This window comes from Pseudoxanthomonas winnipegensis, from assembly GCF_030322905.1.
GTDB classification, from domain to species: domain Bacteria; phylum Pseudomonadota; class Gammaproteobacteria; order Xanthomonadales; family Xanthomonadaceae; genus Pseudoxanthomonas_A; species Pseudoxanthomonas_A winnipegensis.
Window position 1 is genome coordinate 2,873,989 of sequence record NZ_CP095475.1, and the last position, 23,019, is coordinate 2,897,007.

25 protein-coding genes are annotated in these 23,019 nt (G+C 69.5%); 17 read left to right on the plus strand and 8 right to left on the minus strand.

The features are described from left to right. Positions 1-28: 28 nt before the first annotated feature. Together MWN52_RS12665 and MWN52_RS12670 are read left to right on the plus strand one after the other, a co-directional pair. Positions 29-1,519 (plus strand): M20 family metallopeptidase, encoded by a 1,491-nt coding sequence (locus MWN52_RS12665; protein WP_286574906.1) that lies wholly within the window; start codon positions 29-31, stop codon positions 1,517-1,519. Positions 1,520-1,628: 109 nt separating this feature from the next. Then, positions 1,629-1,895 (plus strand): GlsB/YeaQ/YmgE family stress response membrane protein, encoded by a 267-nt coding sequence (locus MWN52_RS12670; protein ID WP_286574907.1) that lies wholly within the window; start codon positions 1,629-1,631, stop codon positions 1,893-1,895. A gap of 81 nt (positions 1,896-1,976) precedes the next feature. Here MWN52_RS12670 and MWN52_RS12675 read toward each other — a convergent pair whose 3' ends face one another. Together MWN52_RS12675 and MWN52_RS12680 are read right to left on the minus strand one after the other, a co-directional pair. After that, positions 1,977-3,341 carry an MFS transporter gene (locus MWN52_RS12675; RefSeq protein ID WP_345783491.1) on the minus strand — a complete coding sequence of 455 codons (1,365 nt, stop codon included), beginning with the start codon at positions 3,339-3,341 and terminating at the stop codon, positions 1,977-1,979. 178 nt (positions 3,342-3,519) lie between these two features. Continuing rightward, complete coding sequence (locus tag MWN52_RS12680; protein ID WP_130522973.1) at positions 3,520-4,923, minus strand: mannose-1-phosphate guanylyltransferase/mannose-6-phosphate isomerase; 1,404 nt, start codon at positions 4,921-4,923, stop codon at positions 3,520-3,522. 76 nt (positions 4,924-4,999) lie between these two features. Here MWN52_RS12680 and MWN52_RS12685 point away from each other — a divergent pair, with 76 nt between their 5' ends. Together MWN52_RS12685 and murU are read left to right on the plus strand one after the other, a co-directional pair. After that, the gene (locus tag MWN52_RS12685) at positions 5,000-6,025 is read left to right on the plus strand and encodes an aminoglycoside phosphotransferase family protein (protein ID WP_286574908.1); all 1,026 of its coding nucleotides are present in this window, start codon (positions 5,000-5,002) and stop codon (positions 6,023-6,025) included. Further along, positions 6,022-6,780, plus strand: coding sequence for an N-acetylmuramate alpha-1-phosphate uridylyltransferase MurU (gene murU, locus MWN52_RS12690; protein WP_286574909.1), 759 nt, complete (start codon positions 6,022-6,024; stop codon positions 6,778-6,780). Before MWN52_RS12685 ends, murU begins: the two co-directional genes overlap by 4 nt. 212 nt (positions 6,781-6,992) lie before the next feature. Here the strand turns inward: murU and hda are convergent, their stop codons facing one another. From hda to MWN52_RS12705, 3 genes are read right to left on the minus strand one after another with little or no spacing between them, the layout of a single operon-like run. Next, the gene (gene hda / locus MWN52_RS12695) at positions 6,993-7,688 is read right to left on the minus strand and encodes a DnaA regulatory inactivator Hda (protein ID WP_130520968.1); all 696 of its coding nucleotides are present in this window, start codon (positions 7,686-7,688) and stop codon (positions 6,993-6,995) included. Further along, positions 7,685-8,845 (minus strand): AI-2E family transporter, encoded by a 1,161-nt coding sequence (locus tag MWN52_RS12700; protein WP_425608129.1) that lies wholly within the window; start codon positions 8,843-8,845, stop codon positions 7,685-7,687. The genes hda and MWN52_RS12700 overlap by 4 nt, the downstream gene beginning before the upstream one ends. Positions 8,846-8,878: 33 nt before the next feature. Further along, positions 8,879-9,952, minus strand: coding sequence for a DUF2066 domain-containing protein (locus MWN52_RS12705; RefSeq protein ID WP_130520972.1), 1,074 nt, complete (start codon positions 9,950-9,952; stop codon positions 8,879-8,881). A gap of 177 nt (positions 9,953-10,129) precedes the next feature. On the opposite strand from MWN52_RS12705, the gene purM reads away from it, so the two are divergent. From purM to MWN52_RS12725, 4 genes are read left to right on the plus strand one after another with little or no spacing between them, the layout of a single operon-like run. Further along, a complete protein-coding gene (purM, locus tag MWN52_RS12710; RefSeq protein ID WP_130531859.1) occupies positions 10,130-11,164 on the plus strand; it encodes a phosphoribosylformylglycinamidine cyclo-ligase in 1,035 nt (344 codons plus the stop codon). Positions 11,165-11,204: 40 nt separating this feature from the next. Next, a complete protein-coding gene (purN, locus tag MWN52_RS12715) occupies positions 11,205-11,879 on the plus strand; it encodes a phosphoribosylglycinamide formyltransferase (protein WP_286574911.1) in 675 nt (224 codons plus the stop codon). Next, the gene (locus tag MWN52_RS12720; RefSeq protein WP_286574912.1) at positions 11,876-12,688 is read left to right on the plus strand and encodes a DUF3108 domain-containing protein; all 813 of its coding nucleotides are present in this window, start codon (positions 11,876-11,878) and stop codon (positions 12,686-12,688) included. The genes purN and MWN52_RS12720 overlap by 4 nt, the downstream gene beginning before the upstream one ends. A 1-nt stretch (position 12,689) precedes the next feature. Further along, on the plus strand, positions 12,690-13,382 hold the full coding sequence (locus MWN52_RS12725) for a DUF3108 domain-containing protein (protein ID WP_286574913.1): 693 nt from the start codon (positions 12,690-12,692) through the stop codon (positions 13,380-13,382). 245 nt (positions 13,383-13,627) lie between these two features. On the opposite strand, the gene MWN52_RS12730 is transcribed toward MWN52_RS12725, so the two are convergent. Genes MWN52_RS12730 through MWN52_RS12740 form a run of 3 tightly spaced genes read right to left on the minus strand, consistent with a single transcriptional unit; the run spans position 13,628 to position 15,501 of the window. Continuing rightward, positions 13,628-13,966, minus strand: a complete 339-nt coding sequence (locus tag MWN52_RS12730; protein ID WP_130520979.1) for a hypothetical protein — start codon at positions 13,964-13,966, stop codon at positions 13,628-13,630. Next, positions 13,963-15,234, minus strand: coding sequence for a UDP-N-acetylglucosamine 1-carboxyvinyltransferase (gene murA / locus MWN52_RS12735; RefSeq protein ID WP_286574914.1), 1,272 nt, complete (start codon positions 15,232-15,234; stop codon positions 13,963-13,965). The genes MWN52_RS12730 and murA overlap by 4 nt, the downstream gene beginning before the upstream one ends. A 36-nt stretch (positions 15,235-15,270) precedes the next feature. Continuing rightward, positions 15,271-15,501 carry a BolA family protein gene (locus tag MWN52_RS12740; protein WP_130520984.1) on the minus strand — a complete coding sequence of 77 codons (231 nt, stop codon included), beginning with the start codon at positions 15,499-15,501 and terminating at the stop codon, positions 15,271-15,273. 53 nt (positions 15,502-15,554) lie between these two features. Here MWN52_RS12740 and MWN52_RS12745 point away from each other — a divergent pair, with 53 nt between their 5' ends. From MWN52_RS12745 to rapZ, 9 genes are all read left to right on the plus strand, one after another. Next, positions 15,555-16,562, plus strand: coding sequence for a KpsF/GutQ family sugar-phosphate isomerase (locus MWN52_RS12745; protein WP_286574915.1), 1,008 nt, complete (start codon positions 15,555-15,557; stop codon positions 16,560-16,562). 42 nt (positions 16,563-16,604) lie between these two features. Next, positions 16,605-17,156: a KdsC family phosphatase gene (locus MWN52_RS12750; RefSeq protein ID WP_286574916.1), complete on the plus strand. Its 552-nt coding sequence runs from the start codon at positions 16,605-16,607 to the stop codon at positions 17,154-17,156. Next, positions 17,153-17,713: an LPS export ABC transporter periplasmic protein LptC gene (lptC, locus tag MWN52_RS12755; RefSeq protein WP_130531763.1), complete on the plus strand. Its 561-nt coding sequence runs from the start codon at positions 17,153-17,155 to the stop codon at positions 17,711-17,713. The genes MWN52_RS12750 and lptC overlap by 4 nt, the downstream gene beginning before the upstream one ends. Beyond that, on the plus strand, positions 17,691-18,254 hold the full coding sequence (gene lptA / locus MWN52_RS12760) for a lipopolysaccharide transport periplasmic protein LptA (protein ID WP_130522984.1): 564 nt from the start codon (positions 17,691-17,693) through the stop codon (positions 18,252-18,254). Before lptC ends, lptA begins: the two co-directional genes overlap by 23 nt. Continuing rightward, the gene (lptB, locus tag MWN52_RS12765; RefSeq protein WP_130522985.1) at positions 18,254-18,973 is read left to right on the plus strand and encodes an LPS export ABC transporter ATP-binding protein; all 720 of its coding nucleotides are present in this window, start codon (positions 18,254-18,256) and stop codon (positions 18,971-18,973) included. Before lptA ends, lptB begins: the two co-directional genes overlap by 1 nt. Before the next feature lie 54 nt (positions 18,974-19,027). Next, positions 19,028-20,470, plus strand: a complete 1,443-nt coding sequence (locus MWN52_RS12770) for an RNA polymerase factor sigma-54 (protein ID WP_286574917.1) — start codon at positions 19,028-19,030, stop codon at positions 20,468-20,470. A gap of 166 nt (positions 20,471-20,636) precedes the next feature. Further along, on the plus strand, positions 20,637-20,951 hold the full coding sequence (gene hpf / locus MWN52_RS12775; RefSeq protein ID WP_130520998.1) for a ribosome hibernation-promoting factor, HPF/YfiA family: 315 nt from the start codon (positions 20,637-20,639) through the stop codon (positions 20,949-20,951). Positions 20,952-21,096: 145 nt separating this feature from the next. Next, the gene (gene hprK, locus MWN52_RS12780; protein WP_130521000.1) at positions 21,097-22,047 is read left to right on the plus strand and encodes an HPr(Ser) kinase/phosphatase; all 951 of its coding nucleotides are present in this window, start codon (positions 21,097-21,099) and stop codon (positions 22,045-22,047) included. Further along, positions 22,044-22,955, plus strand: coding sequence for an RNase adapter RapZ (rapZ, locus tag MWN52_RS12785; RefSeq protein ID WP_286574918.1), 912 nt, complete (start codon positions 22,044-22,046; stop codon positions 22,953-22,955). Before hprK ends, rapZ begins: the two co-directional genes overlap by 4 nt. Positions 22,956-23,019: the final 64 nt, after the last annotated feature.

A 23,019-nucleotide genomic window follows, 5' to 3' on the forward strand; every position in this document is an offset into this window, starting at 1 on the left:
TAGGCGCTCATTTCAAAGTTTGAGCGCCATGGATACCGCACGCCTTGACCGTTTCGTCGGGCAGCTGTGGGACGCACAGATCGTCCCGCAGCTGGTCGAATACATCCGCATCCCCAACAAGTCGCCGATGTTCGACGCCGACTGGGTCGCCAACGGCCACATGGCCAAGGCCGTGACGCTGATGGAGACGTGGGCGCGCGCGCAGCCCATCGCCGGCCTGCAGGTGGAGGTGATCCAGCTGGAAGGCCGCACGCCGCTGATCTTCCTGGACATCCCGGCCAGCGGCGCGGGGACCGGCGAAGACTGCGTGCTGCTGTACGGCCACCTGGACAAGCAGCCGGAGATGACCGGCTGGGACGAGGACCTGGGGCCCTGGAAGCCGGTGCTCAAGGGCGACAAGCTCTTCGGACGCGGCGGCGCCGACGACGGCTACGCGATCTACGGCTCGCTGGCGGCGATCATGGCGCTGCAGGAACAGGGCCTGCCGCATGCGCGCTGCGTGATCCTGATCGAGGCCTGCGAGGAGTCGGGCAGCTATGACCTGCCCGCCTACGTCGACCACCTGGCCGAGCGGATCGGCCGGCCCTCGCTGGTGGTGTGCCTGGATTCGGGCTGCGGCAACTACGAGCAGCTGTGGTGCACGACCTCGCTGCGCGGCATGGCCGGCGGCAACTTCACCGTCGAGGTGCTCAGCGAAGGCGTGCACTCGGGCGATGCCTCGGGCATCGTGCCGTCCAGCTTCCGCCTGCTGCGCCAGCTGCTCTCGCGCCTGGAGGACGAGACCACCGGCAGGATCCGCGTGGAGGAACTGTTCGTGGAGATCCCGCCCGAGCGCCTGGAGCAGGCCGGCAAGGTGGCCCAGGTACTGGGCGATGAGGTCTACGACAAGTTCCCGTTCCTGGACGGCATGACGCCGATGTCCGACGACCTGACCGAGCTGGTGCTCAACCGCACCTGGCGCCCGGCGCTGTCGATCACCGGCGCCGATGGCCTGCCGCCGCTGGCCTCGGCCGGCAACGTGCTGCGCCCGCAGACCTCGGTGAAGATCTCCCTGCGCCTGCCGCCTACGCTGGACGGCAAGCGCGCCGGCGAGATCCTGGACGAGGTGCTGCTGCGCGATCCGCCCAACGGCGCCCATGTCGAGCTGAAGCTGGAGAAGTCTTCCACCGGCTGGAACGCGCCGCCGCAGTCGCCGTGGCTGACCCAGGCCATCGAGGACGCCTCGCAGGCGGCCTTCGGTAAGCCGGCGATGTACATGGGCGAAGGCGGCACCATCCCGTTCATGGGCATGCTGGGCGAGAAGTTCCCCGGCGCGCAGTTCATGATCACCGGCGTGCTGGGACCGCATTCCAACGCGCACGGGCCCAACGAGTTCCTGCACATCCCGATGGGCAAGCGGGTGACGGCCTGCGTGTCGCATGTGCTGGCCGCGCACCACGCCGCCAGCGTGGCCGGCCTGACCAGCGGCACCGCGGCGGTGGCCGGCGGCGAGGCGCACGGCGAGCACGGCTGCTGCTGAGGCGAGGCATGAACGCGGAGGAACGCGCGTCGGCGGCCTGCCTTACGCCGCCATTTTTCGCCCCAATTGGCGGTGCTAGGCTGCGCCGATCATCCACGAGGGCATGCGCATGAGCGGACTGTTCGGCAGCGAGAGCTGGCTCTACATCATCCTGGTCGGCTTCGTGGTCGGCCTGCTGGCACGGCTGATCACGCCCCACAGCGCGCGCATGGGCTGCCTGCTGACCATTGGCCTGGGCATCGTCGGCGCGGTACTGGCCGGCTGGTTCGGCCGGCGGATGGGCTGGTATGCGGCCGGCGAACCCGCCGGCTTCTTCGGCGCCCTGCTCGGCGCGGTGGTGATCCTGGGGCTGACCAGCCTGTTCACCCGCCGCTGAGTCCACGGCGCAGCAGGCCCTGGAAACCAGGAAGGCCATCCTCGCGGATGGCCTTCCTTTTTTCTTCTCAGTCTGTCGCGATCAGCGCTTGCCGTGGCGCGCGTGCATCGCGTGCTCGTGGTCGAGCCAGTTCTCGCCCTTGTTCTTCAGGAAGCAGATGTACACCAGCAGCGAGATGAACATCACCACAGTGGCGTAGATGATGAAGGCGTCCATCTGCTTGGCGCCCTTGGCCCACTGGTACAGCATCGGCGCGGTGCCGCCGAAGACCGAGTTGGCCAGCGCGTAGCCCAGGCCCACGCCCAGGGCGCGGATGTAGGTCGGGAACAGTTCGGCCTTGACCACCGCGTTGATCGAGGTATAGCCGGTGAGGATCACGAAGCCGATCACCAGGATGGCGAAGGCCGCGCCGAACGTGGTCTGCTGCGGCAGCGCGGTGATCAGGTACCAGGTGTAGCAGACGCTGCCCACGCCGAAGAACACCAGCAGGCTCTTGCGGCCGATGCGGTCGGACAGCCAGCCGCCGAGCGGCTGCAGCAGCATCAGCACCGTCAGCGCCGCCAGGTTGAGCGTGGTGCCCTTCATGATGTCGTCGCCGGCGAAGGCGGTCTGGATCATCTTCGGGCCGGTCACCGAATAGGTGTAGAAGGCCAGCGTGCCGCCCGCCGTGATCAGGAAGCACAGCAGCAGCGGGCGCCACTGGTTGACGAACAGTTCGCGCAGCGAGCCGGACTTGCGCGCCGCGCCGGACTTGGCGTCCTCGATAGCGGCGCTGGACAGCGACTCGTCCATCGTGCGTCGCAGCCAGAACACCACGATCGCCGACACGCCACCGATGGCGAAGCCCACGCGCCAGCCCCACTCCACCACGTGCTCGCGGGTGAAGAAGGTCAGCAGCAGGAACAGCGTCAGCTGGGCCAGCACATGGCCGCCCACCAGGGTGACGTAGTGGAACGAGGACAACAGGCCGCGATGCCCCGGCACGGCGGCCTCGGACATGTAGGTGGCGCTGGCCCCGTATTCACCGCCGGTGGCAAAGCCCTGCAGCAGGCGCGCCAGCACCAGGAACACCGCCGCCCACACGCCGATGGTCGCGGCGGTCGGCACGATGGCGATGCCGAACGAACAGATCGCCATCAGCGTCACCGACAGCGTCAGCGAGGCGCGGCGACCGTGGCGGTCGGCGAAGCGGCCGAAGAACCAGGCGCCGATCGGACGCATCAGGAAGGTCACCGCGAAGATCGCCCACACGTACAGCGTGGCGTTCTTGTCGCCGGCGGAGAAGAACTTGGATTCGAAGTAGGTCGCGAAGACCGAATAGACGTAGACGTCGTACCACTCGACCAGGTTGCCGGCCGAGCCTTTGAGCGTGTTGGAGATCGAGCGTTTGAGGCTGTGGTGGCTCTGCGCCATCGGATCGGCGGTGGTGGCGGTCGGTACGCTCATGCGGGCCTCGCTGTGAAGAGGGGGGAATGGATCGCCTTCGCGCCTTGGCGCCGGACGGCTTGGGCCATGCTGACGGCCTGGGCCGTGAGCGCAGCGCGAGGGCAGTCGAACGTTATAAACGCCGAAGGCCCGCCTGTGGGGCGGGCCTTCGACTTATTGGCTATGCCGCAGCGGCGGCTCAGGTGCGGCCGTACTGGTCCTCGAAGCGGACGATGTCGTCCTCGCCCAGGTAGCTGCCGGACTGGACCTCGATCAGCTCCAGCGGCAGGCGGCCGGGATTCTTCAGCCGGTGGGTCACGCCCAGCGGGATGTAGGTGCTCTGGTTCTCGGTGAGCAGGATCACCTCGTCCCCGCGCGTGACCTCGGCCGTGCCGCTCACCACGATCCAGTGCTCGGCGCGGTGGTGATGCATCTGCAGGCTCAGCGTCGCGCCTGGGTTGACGGTGATGCGCTTGACCTGGAAGCGCGCGCCCATGTCGATCGAGTCGTACGCCCCCCAGGGCCGATAGACCTTGCGATGCAGGACCGCCTGGCTGCGCTCGTCGTGCTTGAGCTGGGCCACGACCTTCTTGACGTCCTGCACGCGGTCCTTCTTGGCCACCAGGATCGAATCGTCGGTCTCCACCACCACCACATCATCCAGGCCGACCAGCGCGACCAGGCTTTCGGCGTAGACGTAGCTGTTGCGCGTGTCCACGGTGATCACGTCGCCCTCGACCGCATTGCCGTTGGCGTCCTTCTCGGTCACGTCCCACAGCGCCGACCACGAGCCGACGTCGTTCCAGCCCACGTCCAGCGGCAGCACCTTGGCGTCGGCGGTCTTCTCCATCACCGCGTAGTCGATCGAATCGGACGGCGAGGCCGTGAAGGCGTCCTTGTCCAGGCGGATGAAGTCGCCGTCGCGCTTGGCCTTGGCCAGCGACTCGCGCACCGCCGAGACCATCTGCGGGTTGAACTTCTCCAGCTCTTCGACATAGCGGCTGGCCTTGAACAGGAACATGCCGCTGTTCCAGTAGTAGCCGCCCTCGGCCAGATACTGGGCCGCCGTGTCCGCGTCAGGCTTCTCGACGAAGCGCAGCACCGGCTGCACGCCCTGACCGCCGCCGGCCTGGATATAGCCGAAGCCGGTCTCGGCATGGCTGGGCACCACGCCGAAGGTCACCAGCGCGCCGGCCTCGGCGGCCGGGCTGGCCTGCTCGACCGCGTTGCGGAAGGCTTCGGGGTTGGTGATCACATGATCGGAGGGCAGCACCAGCAGCAGCGGGTCCTGCCCGTCCTCCAGCGCGCACAGCGCCGCGGCGGCGATGGCCGGCGCGGTATTGCGCGCGACCGGCTCGAGCAGGATGCGCGGCTGCGGCGCGCGGATCTCGCGCAGCTGTTCGGCCACCAGGAACCGGTGCCCTTCGTTGGCCACCACCAGCGGCGGCAGCGAGGTCAACGGTTCGACCCGCAGCCAGGTCGCCTGCACCATCGTCTTTTCGTCTCCCAGCGGCAGGAACTGCTTGGGATAGGCTTCGCGCGACAGGGGCCACAGGCGTGTGCCGGAGCCGCCCGACAACAGGACGGGCTGCAGTTTGCTCATGGTGTCAGAGTCTCTTCCGTGGGGGATATCGGGCTCAGTGTACCCTGCGCACCCCGACCTGAATGCGGCACGTTCCATGAACGAGGCGTCCTCGCCTTCGAGCCCACACGCACGCGCGGACCAGCGACTTTCCTGGGCGCGCATCACACTGAATGCGCCCGCTCTGTCACTGCAGCGGGCCAGTGTGGACGCCGGCCAGCGCAGCTATTGGCGCACCCAGGGCGCGGCCGAATCGCTGATCGTGATGGACTCCCCACCCGGGCTGGAGGACGTGCGCCCATGGCTTTCCTGGCACGCGCTACTGGAAGACGGCGGCGTGCGCGTGCCGAGGATCCTGGCGCGCGATGTGGACGCCGGCTTCCTGCTGCTGGAAGACCTCGGCCAGCCGACCCTGGCGCAGCTGCTGTCGCGCGATCCGGCGCAGGCCGATGCCTGGTTCGACGCCGCCTTCGACCAGCTGCTGATGCTGCAGGCGATCGCACCGCCGGAAGGCACGGGCGTGTTCGGCGAGGCGCTGCTGCAGCGCGATGCCGGGCTGTTCGAGGAATGGTTCCTGCGCCGGCATCTGGGGATCGAACTGGACTGCGACGCCAGCGACGGCCTGGAGCTGGTCCAGCGCCGCCTGATGGACAACGCCTTGGGCCAGCACAAGGTGCTGACCCATCGCGACTTCATGCCGCGCAATCTGATGCCGGTACTGCCGGGCCCGGCGGTGCTGGATTTCCAGGACTGCGTGCGCGGGCCGGTCGCCTACGACGCGGTGAGCCTGTTCAAGGACGCCTTCCTGAGCTGGCCGCTCGAACGCGTGGACGGCTGGCTGCTGCGCTACCACGCACGGGCGCTGCAGGCCGGCGTGCCGGTGCCGGCCCCGGCGCAGACCTTCCTGCGCGATGCCGACTGGATGGGCATCCAGCGCCACCTCAAGATCCTCGGCATCTTCTGCCGCCTGCACTATCGCGATGGCAAGTCGCAGTACCTGCCGGACCTGCCGCGCTTCATTACCTATCTTGATCAGGTGCTGCCGCGCCATCCGCAGCTGCAGCCGCTGCAGCAGCTGCTGGACCAGCGCATCCGCCCGGCCCTGGCGGCGCGCAGCGCATGAAGGCGCTGATCTTCTGCGCCGGGCTGGGCGAGCGGATGCGGCCGCTGACCGACCACACGCCCAAACCGCTGCTCGAGGTGTGCGGCGCGCCGCTGGTCGTCTGGCATCTGCGCAAGCTGGCCGCGATCGGCGTGACCGACGTCGTCATCAACCTCAGCTGGCTCGCCGACCAGTTCCCGCGCGCGCTGGGCGACGGCAGCGCCTTCGGCGTGCGGATCGCTTTCTCGCACGAAGGCCCGGTCCCGCTGGAGACCGGCGGCGGCATGCTGCACGCGCTGCCGCTGCTGGGCGAGGCGCCGTTCCTGGCGGTCAATGGCGATGTGTGGACCGACCTGGACTTCGCCACGCTGCCGCGCGCGCCTGCCGGCGACGCGCATCTGGTGATGATCGACAACCCGCCGCACCATCCGCGCGGCGATTTCTGTTTCAGCGACGGGCATCGCCTGCAGCCGCGCCGCGACGATGCGCAGAACTTCACCTATTCGGGCATCGGCGTGTATCGCCCCGAGATCCTGCGCGACTGGCGCGCGGCGTTCGAAGCGGCTGACCCCAATCCCGGACTGGACGCACAGCCGCCCCGCTTCCCGCTGGCGCCGCTGCTGCGCGCGGCGATGGCGCGCGACGCGGTCACCGGCCAGCACCATGCCGGACGCTGGACCGATGTCGGCACGCCGCAACGCCTGGCCGAACTGGACGCGCAGCTGCGCGCCGGGGGCGTGGGAGCCGCCACAACGGCGATGGAGCTTTCGAAGTAGCGCCCCTCGCCGCCATTGGCCAATGGCCACAACGGCAGGCCCACCTGTAGAGCGGAGCTTGCTCCGCTGCGTTTCGTCCAGACCATCGCGAAAGCCCAGCGGAGTCCCCAAAAGGGATTGCCACAAGCTCCGCTCTACAAGGAGGCCGCGACGTGATCGGAGCAGACAGTTGCGCCCACAGATGTGGCGCAGGCCAAGCGCGACCGCAGGCCCTACTCCTCCGCCAGCACCTGCCGCAGGAAGGGCACGGTCACCCGCCGCTTGGCCGCCAGCGAGGCACGATCCAAGCGTTCGATCAGATCGACCAACTGCGCCGGTTCGCGCACGGTGCGGGTCAGCATCCAGTCCACCGCCGCGTCCTCCAGCACCAGCCCGCGCCGGGCCGCGCGATCGCGCAGCAGCGCCGCGCGCCCGGCATCGTCCAGCGGGCGCAGCACGATGCGCGCGCACTGCGCCAGGCGCGAGCGCAGATCGGGCAGGACCAGGCCGATCGCATCGGGCACATCGGCGGCGGTGTAGAGCAGGCCGATGCCGGCCGCACGCGCGCGGTTGTGGAAGTCGAACAGGGCGATCTCGTCGGCGCGATCTCCGGCGATGGCCTCCAGCCCGTCCAGCGCCACCAGGGCATGGCGCTCCAAGCCGTCGAGCGCCTGCTGCAGATGGCCGGCCGCCGCCTTCAGCGGCAGATACGCGGCTTCGCGCCCGCTCTCGCCGGCCGCCGCGCAGGCCGCCAGGGCCAGGTGGGTCTTGCCGGCGCCGTGCGCGGCCGCGACGTACAGCCAGTCGGCCTCCGGCGCGCGCGCCAGGGCCTGCAGCTGCGCCAGCGCGCCGGCCGGCGCGCCGATGAAGCTTTCGAAGCGCTGATCAGACGGGGTCCGCAGCGCCAGCGGCAACTGCGGCACGCTCATGGCGAGGAGGGATCCTGCGGCGGATGCAGGCCGTCGGCCGGCGTGCGCTGTGGATCGAGCAGGATGGTCGGCTGCCCGCCGGCATAGAGCTGGCTGTGGGTATAGCGCTCGTGCGCATAGCGCAGCAGCACATTGGCCACCGCGGCGATCGGCAGCGCCAGCAGCATGCCCAGGAAGCCGAACAGCTGGCCGCAGGCCAGCACGGCGAAGATCACCGCCACCGGGTGCAGGCCGATGCGATCGCCGACCAGCTTGGGCGTCAGCACATAGCTCTCGATCACCTGCCCCACCGCGAATACCACCGACACCAGCACCAGGTGCTTGACGTCGCCGTACTGCATCAGCGCGGCGATCAGGCCCATCGCCACGCCGCTGGTCGGCCCCAGATACGGCACGAAGGTCAGCAGGCCGGCGATCAGGCCGATCAGGATGCCAAGGTCCAGGCCCACCGCCCACAGCCCGGCGCCGTAGAGCACGCCCAGGATGATCATCACCAGCAGCTGGCCCTTGAGGAAGCCGCCCAGCACATCGCTAGACTCGCCCGCCAGCCGGCTGACCACGCCGATCTGGTTGCGCGGCACCATCGCCGCCACGCGGCCGACGATCAGGTCCCAGTCGCGCAGGAAGAAGAAGGCGATGACCGGGATCAGCACCAGGTTGGCCATCCAGCCGAACAGCGCGAAGCCCGAGCGCGACACATAGCCCCACAGGGTGTAGGCCACCCCGCCGGCCCGCTCCCAGTTGCTGCGCAGCAGCCCCCAGATGTGGGTGAAGTCCAGGTACTCGGCCACGCGCACGTTGAAGCGGCCCTCGATCCAGGGCAGGGCCACCTGGTAGAACCACTGCTGATAGCGCGGCAGCGACCGCACCAGGATCGAGATCTGGTCCTGGATCGTCGGCACCAGCAGCAACAGCACCACGGTGATGGCCAGCAGCATCACGAAGAACACCACCGTGACCGAGATCCCGCGCGACCAGCCGCGCGCCTCCAGCCGATCCACCAGCGGATCGCCCATCCAGCCCAGGATCGCCGCGCAGGCGAACGGGGTCAGCACCGGCGAGAGAATCCACAGCAGCCACACCAGGGCGGCCGCCAGCGCCGCCCATTGCAGGCGGCGCAGGAACTGGGCGATGACCTGCAGCGGGTCCTCGATGATCATGGGTGCACCGTCCTGGGCGTCAGCGCGGGGTCACTTGAGGTAGAACTGCGGCGGATTGCCGTCGCCGCCGACCAGCGGGCCATCCTGGCCGAGCATGCGCTGCAGGCCTTCGACGCCGCTGAGCAGATCCAGGTCCAGCTCAAGCACATCGCCCTGCGCGCGCACCGGCGCGATCCGGCGCACCACGGCGGTCTGCTGCAGCGCCGCCGACAGGCGCACGTAGTCCTCGGCGCTGCGGATGCCGCTGACGAGGATCCGGTAGGTGCCCGGCTGGCCGCCCACGGCCTGCTTGGCGTAGCGCTTGACCAGCGCATCGGCGGCCACGTCGGCGCCGGTGGCCATGGCCTGGCGGGCGTCGGCGTTGTCGCTGGACGAGGTCGCCAGCACCTTGCCGCTGTCCACGAAGGTCCAGTCGGCGACCCAGCCGGACTTGCCGCGGTAGAGCTTGCCGATCAGCTGCATCGGCGGGGCATAGCGGGCCGAGGCGCTGGCCACCGCCGCCGTGTCGCCGCGCCAGATCGCCGCGGCCAGCGCGGCCTCGGCCGCTGTGCCCTGCGGCAGACCCAGGCGGTAGCCGCGGTCCACAGCGCGGTCCAGCACCGAGCGCGCCGCGCCGGACTGCTGCACGCCGACCAGGCGCGGGCCCGAGCCGTCGTCGATGGCCAGCCACAGCACCGGCTTGGCGCGCGGCTGCGGCCAGACCGGCAGGCCGAGCACGCTGGCCAGCACGTCGACCTTCTGCGGGTCGAAGCGGGCGATCAGGGTGGTGCGGAAGGACGGCGCCCCAGTGGCCGAGGTGCCCTGGTCCTGGCGGTAGTCGTAGCTGTCCAGATAATTCTTGGCGTTGCGCAGCTCGGCGGCTACGCCGGGGCGCGTGGCGGCGTTGCGATCGCCGCTGACCTTGCCCAGCACCTGCCCGAGCGCGCGCGCCAGACCGCCGTTGCGGTCGCCCTCGCTCTGGCTGGGCACCGTGACCTCGGCCTCGTACAGGCCCTGGGCCTTGGCGACGTCGCCCTCGGTGCGCAGCGCGTCCTGCGCCACGGCGGGCAGTGCGCAGAAAAGGAGAAGGGCGGCAGCAGCGGCCAGGGCGTGCAAACGGCGCATCGAGCGTCCTAAAGTCAACAGCGAATCGTGCGGATTGTTGCCCGAACGGCCCGCCACCGCCAGCACGCCCCGTTCACGCCGCGCACGCCGAGGGACGCACTTCCCTTAAAATGCGCCCCCGCCTCCCTCAGATCCGGCCGCCTTGTGACCCAGCCCAACCCGCCCGCCGCCACGCCCATGACCTACCGCGACGCGGGGGTGGACATCGACGCCGGCAACGCCGTGGTCGAACGGATCAAGCCCCTGGTCAAGCGCAGCTTCCGGCCCGAGGTGATGGGTGGCCTGGGCGGCTTCGGCGCCCTGTTCGACCTGTCCGGCAAGTACCGCGAGCCGGTGCTGGTCTCGGGCACCGACGGCGTCGGCACCAAGCTCAAGCTGGCCCAGGAACTGGGCCGCCACGACACCATCGGCATCGACCTGGTCGGCATGTGCGTCAACGACGTGCTGGTACAGGGCGCCGAGCCGCTGTTCTTCCTGGACTACTTCGCCACCGGCAAGCTGGACGTGGACACCACCGTGGCCGTGGTCGGCGGCATCGCCAAGGGCTGCGAACTGTCCGGCTGCGCGCTGATCGGCGGTGAGACCGCGGAGATGCCCGACATGTACGCCCCGGGCGAATACGACCTGGCCGGCTTCACCGTCGGCGCGGTCGAGAAGGCCGAGATGCTCGACGGCAGCGCCGTAGGCGAAGGCGACGTGCTGATCGGCCTGGCGTCCTCGGGCGCGCACTCCAACGGCTATTCGCTGATCCGCCGCATCTACGACCGCGCCGGTCGCCCGGCCGAGCTGGACATCGGCGGCGTGCCGCTGATCGACGCGCTGATGGCGCCGACCACCCTGTACGTCAAGCCGGTGCTGGCGCTGCTGCGCAGCCACGGCGCGGGCGCGGGCAAGCCCATCCACGCCATGGCCCACATCACCGGCGGCGGCCTGACCGAGAACATCATCCGCGTCGTGCCCGACGGCCTGGGCCTGGACATCGACGCGAGCGCCTGGCCGCTGCCGCCGCTGTTCCAGTGGCTGCAGCAGGCCGGCGCGGTGGCCGACGCGGAGATGTGGCGCACCTTCAACTGCGGCATCGGCTTCGTGCTGATCGCCGATCCGGCCAGCGCCGCGGCGCTGGAGACCAGCCTGGACCAGGCCGGCATCGGCCACTGGCGCATCGGCCAGGTGGTGGCCGCCGGCGCCGGCGAGCGCGTGCGGATCGGCTGACGGCCCGGCGCTTGCCCTGCCCCCGCTCCGGGCGCCGCGCATGACCCTGCCCCGCATCGCGGTGCTGGCCTCCGGGCGCGGCAGCAACCTGCAGGCGATCCTCGACGCGATCGCGCAAGGTCGGCTGGACGCGCGCCTGGTCGGCGTCTTCTCCGACCGCCCGCAGGCCGGCGCGCTGATGCGCGTGCCGCCGGAGCTGCGCTGGTCGGCCAGGCCGTCCAGTTTCGAGAGCCGTCAGGCCTACGAGCAGGCGCTGGGCGACGCCCTGGCCGCCTCCGGCGTCGACTGGATCGTGTGCGCAGGCTATATGCGCATCCTGGGCGAGGCGCTGATCGCGCGCTTCGCCGGGCGCATGCTCAATATCCACCCCTCCCTGCTGCCGCGTCACCGCGGCCTGCACACCCATGCCGCGGCGCTGGCTGCCGGCGACACAGAACATGGCTGCAGCGTGCATTTCGTCATTCCCGAGCTGGATGCCGGCAGCCTGATCGCCCAGGCGCGCCTGCCCGTCGAGGCCGGCGACACGCCCGAGACCCTCGCCTCGCGCGTGCTGGCACTCGAACACCGCCTGCTGCCTGCGGTGCTGCGCCTGGCGGCGGCCGGTCGCCTGTCTGAACGTGATGGCACGACCTACGTCGATGGTCAGCCGCGATTTACGCCGCTGACACTAGATTCCCTCGAACGGCGCATGCCGCACCCCGAACCGACCCCGTGAAGACCATCCTGCTGACCGGCATCCTGCTGCTCGCCTGTGCCGTGCCCGCAAGCCAGGCCCAGCAGGCTCCGGCGACGGCCAACGCAACCCCGCCCGCCGCGCCAGCGGCCGCCGAAAGCGCCGCGCCGGACGCCCCCCAGCCCTGGACGCTGGCGCCGTTCACCGCCACCTACGAGGCCTGGTACAAGGGTAAGCGCGCCGGCGATGCCACCCTGCAGGTGGTGCACCGCGAGGGCAACCAGTGGCGGCTGGACCTGGAGATCCGCGGCGAGCGCGGCGTGGCCAGCCTGCTGCGCCTGAACATCCAGCAGAGCACGGTGTTCGACGTCACCGACACCGGTGCCGGCATCCTGCTGCGGCCGCTGAGCCAGAGCACGGTGCGCAAGGCCGTGTTCGGCGACAAGCAGCAGACCGGCAGCTACGACTGGCGCAGCAATACCGCGCAATGGGAAGGCAAGGTCGACAAGGACCGGCGCGCGCCGGTGCCGCTGAAGGCCGGCGACATGAGCTCGCTGCTGCTGGACCTGGCGATCATGCGCGACGCCAAGCCGGGCGCGGCGCTGGACTACCGCGTGGTCGACAACGGCCGCGCGCGCCAGTACCAGTACGCGGTCGCCCCGCAGACCGAGATCGTGCAGGTCGGCGAACTCAGCTACGACGCCATGCGCGTGGCCCGCACCAACGGCGGCGACCGCGAACAGATCTTCTGGGTCGCCTCCGGCGTGCCCACCCCCGTGCGCATGCTGCAACGCGACGATGGCGAGGACGCCATCGACCTGCGCCTCATCGATTACCAGGGAGTGCAATGACATGACATCCAACCCGATCCGCCCGCTCAAGGCGCTGGCCGCCATCGCCGTGCTCGCCCTGGCCGCGGCGCCGGCCCTAGCCCTGCAGCCGTTCAACGCCACCTACCAGGCAAGTGCCATGGGCATGCAGGGCAACGGCCAGATGACCCTGGCCGCCCAGGGCGCCGGCAAGTGGAAGTACGACCTGAACGTGCGCAACCAGCTGGTCAACCTGACCCAGTCCACCACCTTCGAGGAGAAGGACGGCCAGTTCCGTCCGCTGTCCTCCAGCGATGCCTCGCTGGTGCTGGTCAAGAGCAAGCAGGTCAAGACCGCCTACGACTGGGCCAGCAAGCAGGCCACCTGGAGCGGCGACATCAAGGACAACCGCCGCGGCCCGGTCGCGCTGGAGCCCGGCGACATGGACGCGCTGCTGGTGAACCTGGCCATCGTGCGCGACGTGCACGCCGGCAAGCAGACGTTCAACTACCGCATGCTGGAGAACGGCAAGGCCACGCCGATGAGCTACCAGGTCTCCGGCAAGGACACCATCACCATCGCCGGCAAGCAGGTCACCGCGACCAAGGTCAGCCAGACCGAGGGCAAGAAGCAGATGATCGTATGGGTGGTGCCGGACATGCCGGTGCCGGCGCGCATGCTGCAGCGGGAGAACGGTCAAGACTCCTACGACCTGACCCTGACCTCGTTCAACTGATCCGAAGTGGGAGTTCCTAGCGAATCCGTGGGAGCAGCTGTCTCTCAGATCGAGCGCAGCCTCCTTGTAGAGCGGAGCTTGTGGCAATCCCCTTTGGGGGACTCCGCTAGGGCTTCCCGACGATCCGGCCGAAAGGCAGCGGAGCAAGCTCCGCTCTACAAGTGGGAGCCGCCCTTGTGGCGGCGCCCACATTTTTTTTGGAACGACTAAAGCCGGCGGCATCTGCGCGATGCCGCGCATGCCGCCTACTTCTTCGCCTCGCCCGCTTGCGCCGGATGCAGCTCGGTGCGGCATTCGACGCGGATCTGCGTGCCGCTGCTGCGCCACTTGTAGGTGGTGCAGGTGCGATTGCCTTCGGTGGTCTTCTCCGCGACGACCGCGTAATAGGACTGGGCGATCTCCTGGCCGGTGACCTGGCCGTTGCCGTCCCAGTCCATGTCCTTGCTGGAGATGCCGCTCAGACCGGCCGCGCCGATCCAGGCCATCCACGCCACCGCCAGCAGCGCGATCCCCACCAGCGTCAGCAGCGCGCGGCGCCGACGCGAGAACACCGGCGTTCCGGTGCGGCGCTTGATCATCGTCATGACGCGCGCCTGATGGTGGCGCCCAGCGCGCCGAGCTTGCCTTCGATGTTCTCGTAGCCGCGGTCCAGGTGGTAGATGCGGTCGATCGTGGTCTCGCCGCTGGCCACCAGGCCGGCCAGGATCAGCGAGGCCGAGGCGCGCAGATCGGTGGCCATCACCGGGGCGCCGGACAGCTGGGCGGCGCCGCGCACGATGGCGGTGTGGCCCTCAACGCGGATGTCCGCGCCCAGGCGCAGCAGCTCGTTGACGTGCATGAAGCGGTTTTCGAAGATCGTCTCGTTGATCACGCCCACGCCCTCGGCCACGCAGTTGAGCGCCATGAACTGGGCCTGCATGTCGGTCGGGAACGCCGGGTACGGCGCGGTGGTCAGATCGACCGCCTTGGGTCGCTTGCCCTGCATGTCCAGGGTGATCGTGTCGGCCGTGGTCTCGATGTGCGCCCCGGCCTCGGTGAGCTTGTCCAGCACCGCCTCCAGCGTGTCCGGACGCGCGCTGCGCGCGGTGATCCTGCCACCGGTCATCGCCGCGGCCACCAGGAAGGTGCCGGTCTCGATGCGGTCCGGCACCACCGCGTGGCGGCCGCCGCCGAGGCGCTCGACGCCATGGATGACGATGCGCGAGGTGCCGGCGCCTTCGATCCGCGCGCCCAGCGCGTTGAGGCAGTCGGCCAGGTCGGTGACCTCCGGCTCCATCGCCGCGTTCTCCAGCACCGTGGTGCCTTCGGCCAGCGTGGCGGCGGCCATGACGTTCTCGGTACCGGTGACGGTGACCATGTCGAACACGAAGCGCGTGCCCTTCAGCCGCGCCGCGCGCGCCTTGATGTAGCCGTTCTCGACGGTGATATGCGCGCCGAGCGCCTGCAGGCCCTTGATGTGCTGATCGACCGGACGCGAGCCGATGGCGCAGCCGCCCGGCAGCGACACCACCGCCGCGCCGTGGCGCGCCACCAGCGGGCCGAGCACCAGGATCGAGGCGCGCATGGTGCGCACCAGCTCGTAGGGAGCCACGAAGCGGTCCACGGTGCACGGGTCGATGGTGATGCGGCGCCCCGCGCCGTCGCCGCCCTCGTCGATCTCGACCCCGGCGCCGATGCCACTCAGCAGCTTCACGGTAGTGGCCACATCGTGCAGGTTGGGGACGTTGGTGATCTCCACCGGCGCGTCGGCCAGCAGCGTGGCGCACAGGATGGGCAGCACGGCGTTCTTGGCGCCGGAGATGGTGACTTCGCCGTTGAGCGGCGCGCCACCGGTGACGATGATCTTCTGCATGGAGCTTGGGGATGTCCGAAAGGGAACGCAGCCGCCTCAGGCGGCTTCGTCGGGGGTGACGGTCTTGAGTTGCAGGGCGTGGATCGCGCCGCCCATCAGGTCGCCCAGGGTGGCGTAGACCATGCGGTGGCGCGCCAGCGGAAGCTTGCCCTTAAACGCCTCGCAGACCACGGTGGCCTCGAAATGCACGCCGTCATCGCCCTGCACGCGCGCCTGGGCGCCGGGCAGGCCCGTCTGGATGAGTTCACGGATGGTTTCGGCGTCCAACGGCCTTTCCTCCTAAAATGGCCGACCATTCTAAGCCCAGGCCATCGCCCCCGATGCCTTCCACCGCGCAGCACAGCGTTCCCGTCGACGATGCCGCCCTGGCCGCCAGTGGCCGTCGCGCGGTGCAGACCGAGGCCGACGCGCTGACCGCGCTGGCCCAGCGCATCGACGGCCCGTTCTCGGCCGCCTGCCGGATGGTGCTGGCCGGCGCCGGGCGCGTGGTGGCCATGGGCATGGGCAAGTCGGGGCATATCGCGCGCAAGATCGCCGCGACCCTGGCCTCCACCGGCACGCCGGCCTTCTTCGTCCACCCCAGCGAGGCCGGTCACGGCGACCTGGGGATGATCACCGACGCGGACATCGTGCTGGCCATTTCCTACTCCGGCGAGTCCGACGAGATCCTGATGCTGCTGCCGGTCCTGCGCCGCCAGGGCAACCTGGTGATCGCCATGACCGGACGCCCGGCCTCGACCCTGGCCCGCCAGGCCGACCTGCACCTGGATGTCAGCGTCCCGGCCGAGGCTTGCCCGCTGCACCTGGCGCCGACCTCCAGCACCACCGCCACCCTGGCCATGGGCGACGCGCTGGCCGTGGCCCTGCTGGAGGCGCGCGGCTTCACCTCGGAGGACTTCGCCCGCTCGCATCCGGCCGGCAGCCTGGGCCGGCGCCTGCTGGTGCACATCAGCGATGTCATGCACACCGGCGAGGACGTGCCGACCGTGTCCCAGGACGCCACCCTGGCCCAGGCGCTGGTGGAGATGAGCCGCAAGCGGCTGGGCATGACCGCCGTAGTGGACGACCAGCGCGTGCTGCGCGGCATCTTCACCGACGGCGACCTGCGCCGCGCCCTGGACAATGCCGGGCTGGACATCCACACCACGCCCATCGCCAGCCTGATGACCCGTCACCCGGTCACCATCGGGCCGCAGGCGCTGGCCACCGAGGCCGCGCGCCTGCTGGAAACCCGCAACATCGGCAGCGGCCTGATCGTGGTCGACGCCGACCAGCGCGTGATCGGCGCGCTCAATGTTCACGACCTGTTGCGTGCACGCGTGGTGTAAGAACCACGCCACCTGCGCCTATTCATGAAGGACCGCCCCGTTTTGACCGCCCATGCCCACCTGCCCGACGTCACCGACGCCCTGCTGCAACGCGCCGCGCGCGTGCGCCTGGCCTGCTTCGACGTCGACGGCACGCTGACCGACGGCGGGCTGTTCCTGGATGCCGAGGGCCGTGAAGGCAAGACCTTCCACGTGCAGGATGGGCTGGGCCTGGTGCTGCTGCGCCGGCATGGCATCGAGGTGATGCTGGTCACCGCGCGCAGCGGCCAGGTGGTCGAGCACCGCGCGCGCGAACTGGGCATCGGCGTGCACCAGGGTGTCAAGGACAAGCTGGGCCTGGTCGAGCGGCTGTGCGCCGAGCGCGGCCTGGCCATGGAGCAGGTCCTGTTCATGGGCGACGACCTGGCCGATCTGACCACGCTGCGCCGGGTCGGGCTGGCGGTGGCGCCGGCCAACGCCCATCCCTGGGTTGCGCCGCTGGCGCACTGGACGACCCCGGCCGGCGGCGGCCATGGCGCCGCGCGCCAGGCCTGCGACCTGGTGCTGGCCGCGCAAGGGCATGTCGAACGCCTGCTGCAGGAGGGCGCCGCATGAATTGGCGCATGGGCCTGGGACTGGCGCTGCTGGTGGCGCTGCTGCTGTTCGGCTGGTCGGCCTGGAACAATCGCAAGAAGCCGCACACCAGTGGCCCGGCCGCGCAGTCGGACTACATCATGCACGACTTCGAGATGGTCACCCTCAACAAGGACGGCACCGAGGGCGTGACTCTGCGCGCCCCGGAAATGCACCGCACCGCCAGCGATGAGACCTTCAGCATCACCACCCCGCTGTTCCTGATGCCCGACAAGGACGGGCACCACTGGGAGCTGCGCAGCAAGAGCGCCTGGGTGGCGGCCAAGGGCGAGAAGGCCGTCCTGACCGGCGATGTGGTCGGCAACAGCCCGCCCGAGGCGGCGACCCGCTCGACCTTCACCACCAGCCGGCTCGATGTCTTCCCCGATCAGCACATCGCCAGCACCGACCAGCCGGCCACGCTCACCCAGCCCGGCGCGATCATGCAGGGCACCGGTTTCGTCATCAACTCACAGACCCAACAATTCCAGTTCAAGTCCAAGGTGAAAACACGCTATGTGCCCAAATCCGCGCAATAAGACTGGCCTGGCCGCGCTGGCGGCCGCCTGCCTGCTGGTGGTGGCGGGAGGCGCACTGGCCAAGAAATCCGACCGCGACCAGCCGATGACCATCGACTCGGACACCAACGACATCAGCTTCGCCGACGACGGCGTCAGCACGCTGACCGGCAACGTGGTCATCGTGCAGGGCACCCTGGAAGTGCATGCCGACAAGGGCCTGATCTACCGCAAGGCCGGCGAAGTCTCGCGCGGCGTGTTCACCGGCACCAAGACCAAGCAGCCCACGCTGCACCAGATCAACGATGACGGCACGCCCATCGATGCCACCGCCGACCGGATCGACTACGACATCACCAACAACATCATCACCCTGACCGGCAACTACAAGATCACCTCCCCCCGCGGCACCAACGCGGGCGAGAAGATGGTCTACAACACCGTGACCGGCAACATGCAGAGCGGCGGCGACGGCAACCGCGTGCGCACCGTGATCCAGCCCAAGAACAAGGCCCCCGCCGCGGGCGCCGCGCCCGCTCCCGCCAAGCCGGGGACCAAGTAATGCTGTCGGCCCAGGGACTGCGCAAGCGCTACAAGCAGCGCGAGGTGGTGCGCGAATTCGGCCTGACCCTCGACCAGGGCGAGGTGGTCGGCCTGCTCGGCCCCAACGGCGCCGGCAAGACGACCTGCTTCTACATGATCGTGGGACTGGTCTCGGCCGACGCCGGCAACATCGTGCTGGACGGCCAGGACATCACCAGCGAGCCGATGTACCGCCGCGCCAAGCTCGGCGTGGGCTATCTGCCGCAGGAACCCTCCGTGTTCCGCAAGCTGACCGTGGCCGACAACATCCGCCTGGTGCTGGAGCTGCGCGAGGACCTGGACAGCGACGGCGCCGAGCGCGAGCTGGCCTCGCTGCTGGAAGAGCTGCAGATCAGCCATGTCGCCGACCAGTTCGGCGCCAGCCTGTCCGGCGGCGAGCGCCGCCGCGTGGAAATCGCCCGCGCCCTGGCCGCCAAGCCGCGTCTGATGCTGCTGGACGAGCCCTTCGCCGGCGTGGACCCGATCTCGGTCGGCGAGATCCAGCGCATCATCACCCACCTCAAGGACCGCGGCATCGGCGTGCTGATCACCGACCACAACGTCCGCGAAACCTTGGGAATCTGCGACCGGGCGTATATCCTCGCCGAAGGCAGCGTGCTGGCGCAGGGGGCTCCGGACGAACTGCTGGCCAACGCGGACGTCCGTCGCGTCTACCTGGGAGAGACCTTCCGGCTGTAAGGCGAGCGTGGCGAACGCGGCAGGCGTTCGGTCCGCTATCCTGACGGTTCGCGAATGAAGCCACGCCTCCAGACATCGCTGGGCCAGCAACTGGTCATGACGCCGCAGCTGCGTCAGGCGATCCGTCTGTTGCAGATGTCCGCGGCCGAACTGGAGGCCGAGATCACCGAGGCGGTGGAGACCAACCCCCTGCTGGACTGGGCCGAGGACGGCCCCGATGCCCAGGCCGGCGGCGTCGATCACGCCGACCACGCCCCGGCCGACGAGCCGCCCGAAGAGCGCCAGCCCGAGCGCGAGGACTGGCAGGCCGACGAGAATCCCTGGAGCAATGAGGGCGGCGGCGGGTCCGGCGGCTCGTTCGACGACGACGACAACCCCGGCAGCGCGGCCGAGCGCGTGGCCCAGACCGACAGCCTGCAGGACCATCTGCTGTGGCAGCTGCATCTGTCGCAGCTGTCCCTGCGCGACCGGCGCATCGGCGCGGCAGTGATCGACGCCATCGATGACGACGGCTATCTGCGCACAGAGCTGGCCGAGATCGCCCAGACCCTGCGGCCGGAGGTCGTCGCCGGCGAGGACGAGATCCAGGCCGTGCTGTGCCAGCTGCAGCGCTTCGATCCGGTCGGGGTCGGCGCGCGCTCGCTGGGCGAGTGCCTGTGCCTGCAGCTTGACGTGCTCTCGGCCGACACGCCCGGCCGCGCGCTGGCGCTGACCATCGCCCAGGGCGCCCTGCTGGAGAAGCTGCCGCGCAGCGGCGTGGCCGGCCTGGCCAGCGAGCTCAAGCGCCCCCAGGCCGAGGTCGAGGACGCCGTGGCGCTGCTGCGCTCGCTGGATCCCAAGCCGGGGGTGCAGATCGGCGAACTCAGCCAGGACACCTATGTGGTGCCCGACTGCGTGGTCTGGCGCCAGAAGGGCATCTGGCGCGCGGCCCTGGCCAGCCAGCATCTGCCGCGGGTGTCCATCCATCGCGGCTACGAGTCGATGATCCGCCAGTGCAGCGAGTCGGATGCCGGCTACCTGCGCGGCCACCTGCAGGAGGCGCGCTGGCTGCTCAAGAGCCTGGAGGCCCGCGGCGACACCCTGCTCAAGGTCACCCGCTGCCTGATCCACCAGCAGGCCGGCTTCCTGGAATTCGGCGAGGCCGCCCTGCGCCCACTGACCCTGCGCGAGGTCGCCGGCGAGGTCGGCCTGCACGAGTCCACCGTCTCGCGCGCCATCGCCCGCAAGTACGTACGCACCCCGCGCGGCACCCTGCCCCTGCGCGCGTTCTTCGCCTCTGGGGTGAGCACCGAGGGCGGCGGGGAGGCCTCCAGCACCGCCATCCAGTCGATGATCCGCAAGCTGATCGAGTCCGAAAACCCGCGCAAGCCGCTGTCCGACGCCAAGCTGGCCGACCTGTTGAAATCGTCAGGCGTGCCGGTGGCCAGGCGCACGGTGGCCAAGTATCGTGAGGCCATGGACATCCTGTCCTCCCACGAGCGCGTGCGGATGGGCTGATCCTTGCGATTGGCGGCAGGTTCACCTGCCACCTGCCAGCTTGAACACCGGGCCGACCGGTGCGAACTTGAACCCAACCCCGCCAACCACAGGAGCAGCAAGGAACCCCACGCCCGCCCGGTTTGTCCCAACAACCGACGCAACAACCACTGCAGGAGACAATGCGATGCGAATCGAGACATACGGCCAGTCGATGGAAGTCACCCCCGCACTGCGTGACTACGTCGAGACGAAACTCAAGCGCCTTGAACGACATTTCGACCAGCCGCTCGAATGCCGCACGCAACTGGGGTTCTCCAAGCCCGACTACGTGGCCGAAGCCACGATCAACTTCTCCGGCCGCACGCTGCACGCCGACGCCGGCGCCGAAACCATGTACGCGGCCATCGACATCCTGGCCGACAAGCTGGACCGGCTGGTGCTCAAGCACAAGCGCAAGCAGATCGACCGCCAGCGCGGCCGCGGCGAGAACGCCGACTGAGCCTGTCCCGGCCACGATGCATCCTCACCAGACGGCGGCCCTTCGGCCGCCGTCTGCGTTATGGCGCCGCGCCGCGCGGCCGCGCGCGTGGATGTGTCACCGGCACGTCGTATCATCGCGCTTCGATGCCGCTTTCCCCGACGCCATGAATTCCAGCATCACCGCCAGCGAGCTGTTCGAGCAGATGAAGGACAAGCTGGGCCTGCGCTGGATCGCCGGGCGGGCCGGCGGTAAGCGTCAGATCGACACCGCCGGCAAGGTCAAGCGCCGGCCCTCGCTGGCCGGCTACCTCAATGCGATCTATCCCAACAAGGTGCAGATCCTGGGCACCGAGGAGCTGGCCTGGCTGGACGGGCTGGATTCGCGCCAGCGCTGGGAGACCATCGAGAAGATGATGGCCGACCGGCCGCTGGCGCTGGTGATCAGCAAGAACCAGTCCTGCCCCGAGGACCTGCGCGCCACCGCCGAGGAGACCGAGACCCCGCTGTGGGTCTCGCCGCGCCGCGGCCATGAGCTGCTCAACTTCCTGTCCTACCACATGGCGCGCACGCTGGCGCCACGGGTGACGCTGCACGGCGTGTTCATGGAGATCTATTCCATCGGCGTGCTGATCACCGGCGAGGCCGGCTCGGGCAAAAGCGAGCTGGCGCTGGAACTGCTGACACGCGGCCATCGCCTGGTGGCCGACGACGCGCCCGAGTTCACCCAGATCGCCCCAGACGTGCTCGATGGCACCTGCCCGGAGCTGCTGCAGGACCTGCTGGAAGTGCGCGGGCTGGGCGTGCTCAACGTACGCGACATGTTCGGCGACACCTCGGTGAAGAAGAACAAGTACCTGCGCCTGATCGTGCACCTGACCCGGCCGATGACCGAGCCCGGCGTGCACGGCTACGACCGCCTGACCGGCGACTCGGGCGCGCGCCACGTGCTGGACCTGGACGTGCCGCTGATCACCCTGCCGGTGATGCCCGGCCGCAACCTGGCGGTGCTGACCGAGGCGGCCACGCGCCTGCATATCCTGCGCACCAAGGGCATCGACCCGGCGGCGATGTTCATCGCCCGCCACAGCAACCTGCTGGAGCGCAGCACGCCATGAGTCAGGCCCCGACCGACGAGGGCGGCAAGCCCGCCGAGGCGACGCAGGCACCGTTCGTGCTGATCGTCAGCGGCCTGTCAGGCTCGGGCAAGTCGGTGGCGCTCAAGACGCTGGAGGATCTGGACTACTACTGCGTGGACAACCTGCCCATCGAGCTGCTGCCGGACTTCATCCGCAGCCTGATGCGCGAGGACGTGCTGCCGCAGAAGGTCGCCGTGGGCATCGACGTGCGCAACCGCCACAGCGATCTGTCCAGACTCTCGCTGTGGCGCGCGGCGGTGGGACGGCTGGGGCTGGACGCCAAGCTGGTGTTCTTCGACTCGGAGGACGCGGTGCTGCTGCGCCGCTACTCGGACACGCGCCGGCGCCACCCGCTGAGCCATACCGGCCTGTCGCTGCCCGAGGCGATCGCGCGCGAGCGCCAGGTCACCCAGCCGCTGAGGCTGGAGGCGGACCTGGTCATCGACACCAGCCAGCTCAACGTGCACCAGCTGCGCCGCCGCGTGGTCGGCGAGTTCGCCTTCGACAGCCGCGACGCGCCCTCGCTGCTGTTCGAATCCTTCGCCTACCGCCGCGGCGTGCCGGCCGATGCGGACTTCGTGTTCGACGCGCGCGTGCTGCCCAACCCGCACTGGCAGCCCGAGCTGCGCCCGCTGACCGGCCGCGACGCCCCGGTGCGCGAATACCTCGAGGCGCAGGACGACGTGCAGCGCTATGTGCAGCAGGTCAGCGAATTCCTGGACACCTGGCTGCCGCGCCTGCGCGGTGAGACCCGCAGCTACGTGACCGTGGCCTTCGGCTGCACCGGCGGCAAGCACCGCTCGGTCTTCCTCACCGAGCGACTGGCCGAACACGCCCGCACCCAGGGCTGGGACCAGGTCGCCACCTTCCATCGCGAACTGGACTGACGCGCCAAGCGCGCGCCAGTGCGTGCTGCGGCGCGTCGCGGGACGGAGAAAACCGTGATCCCAT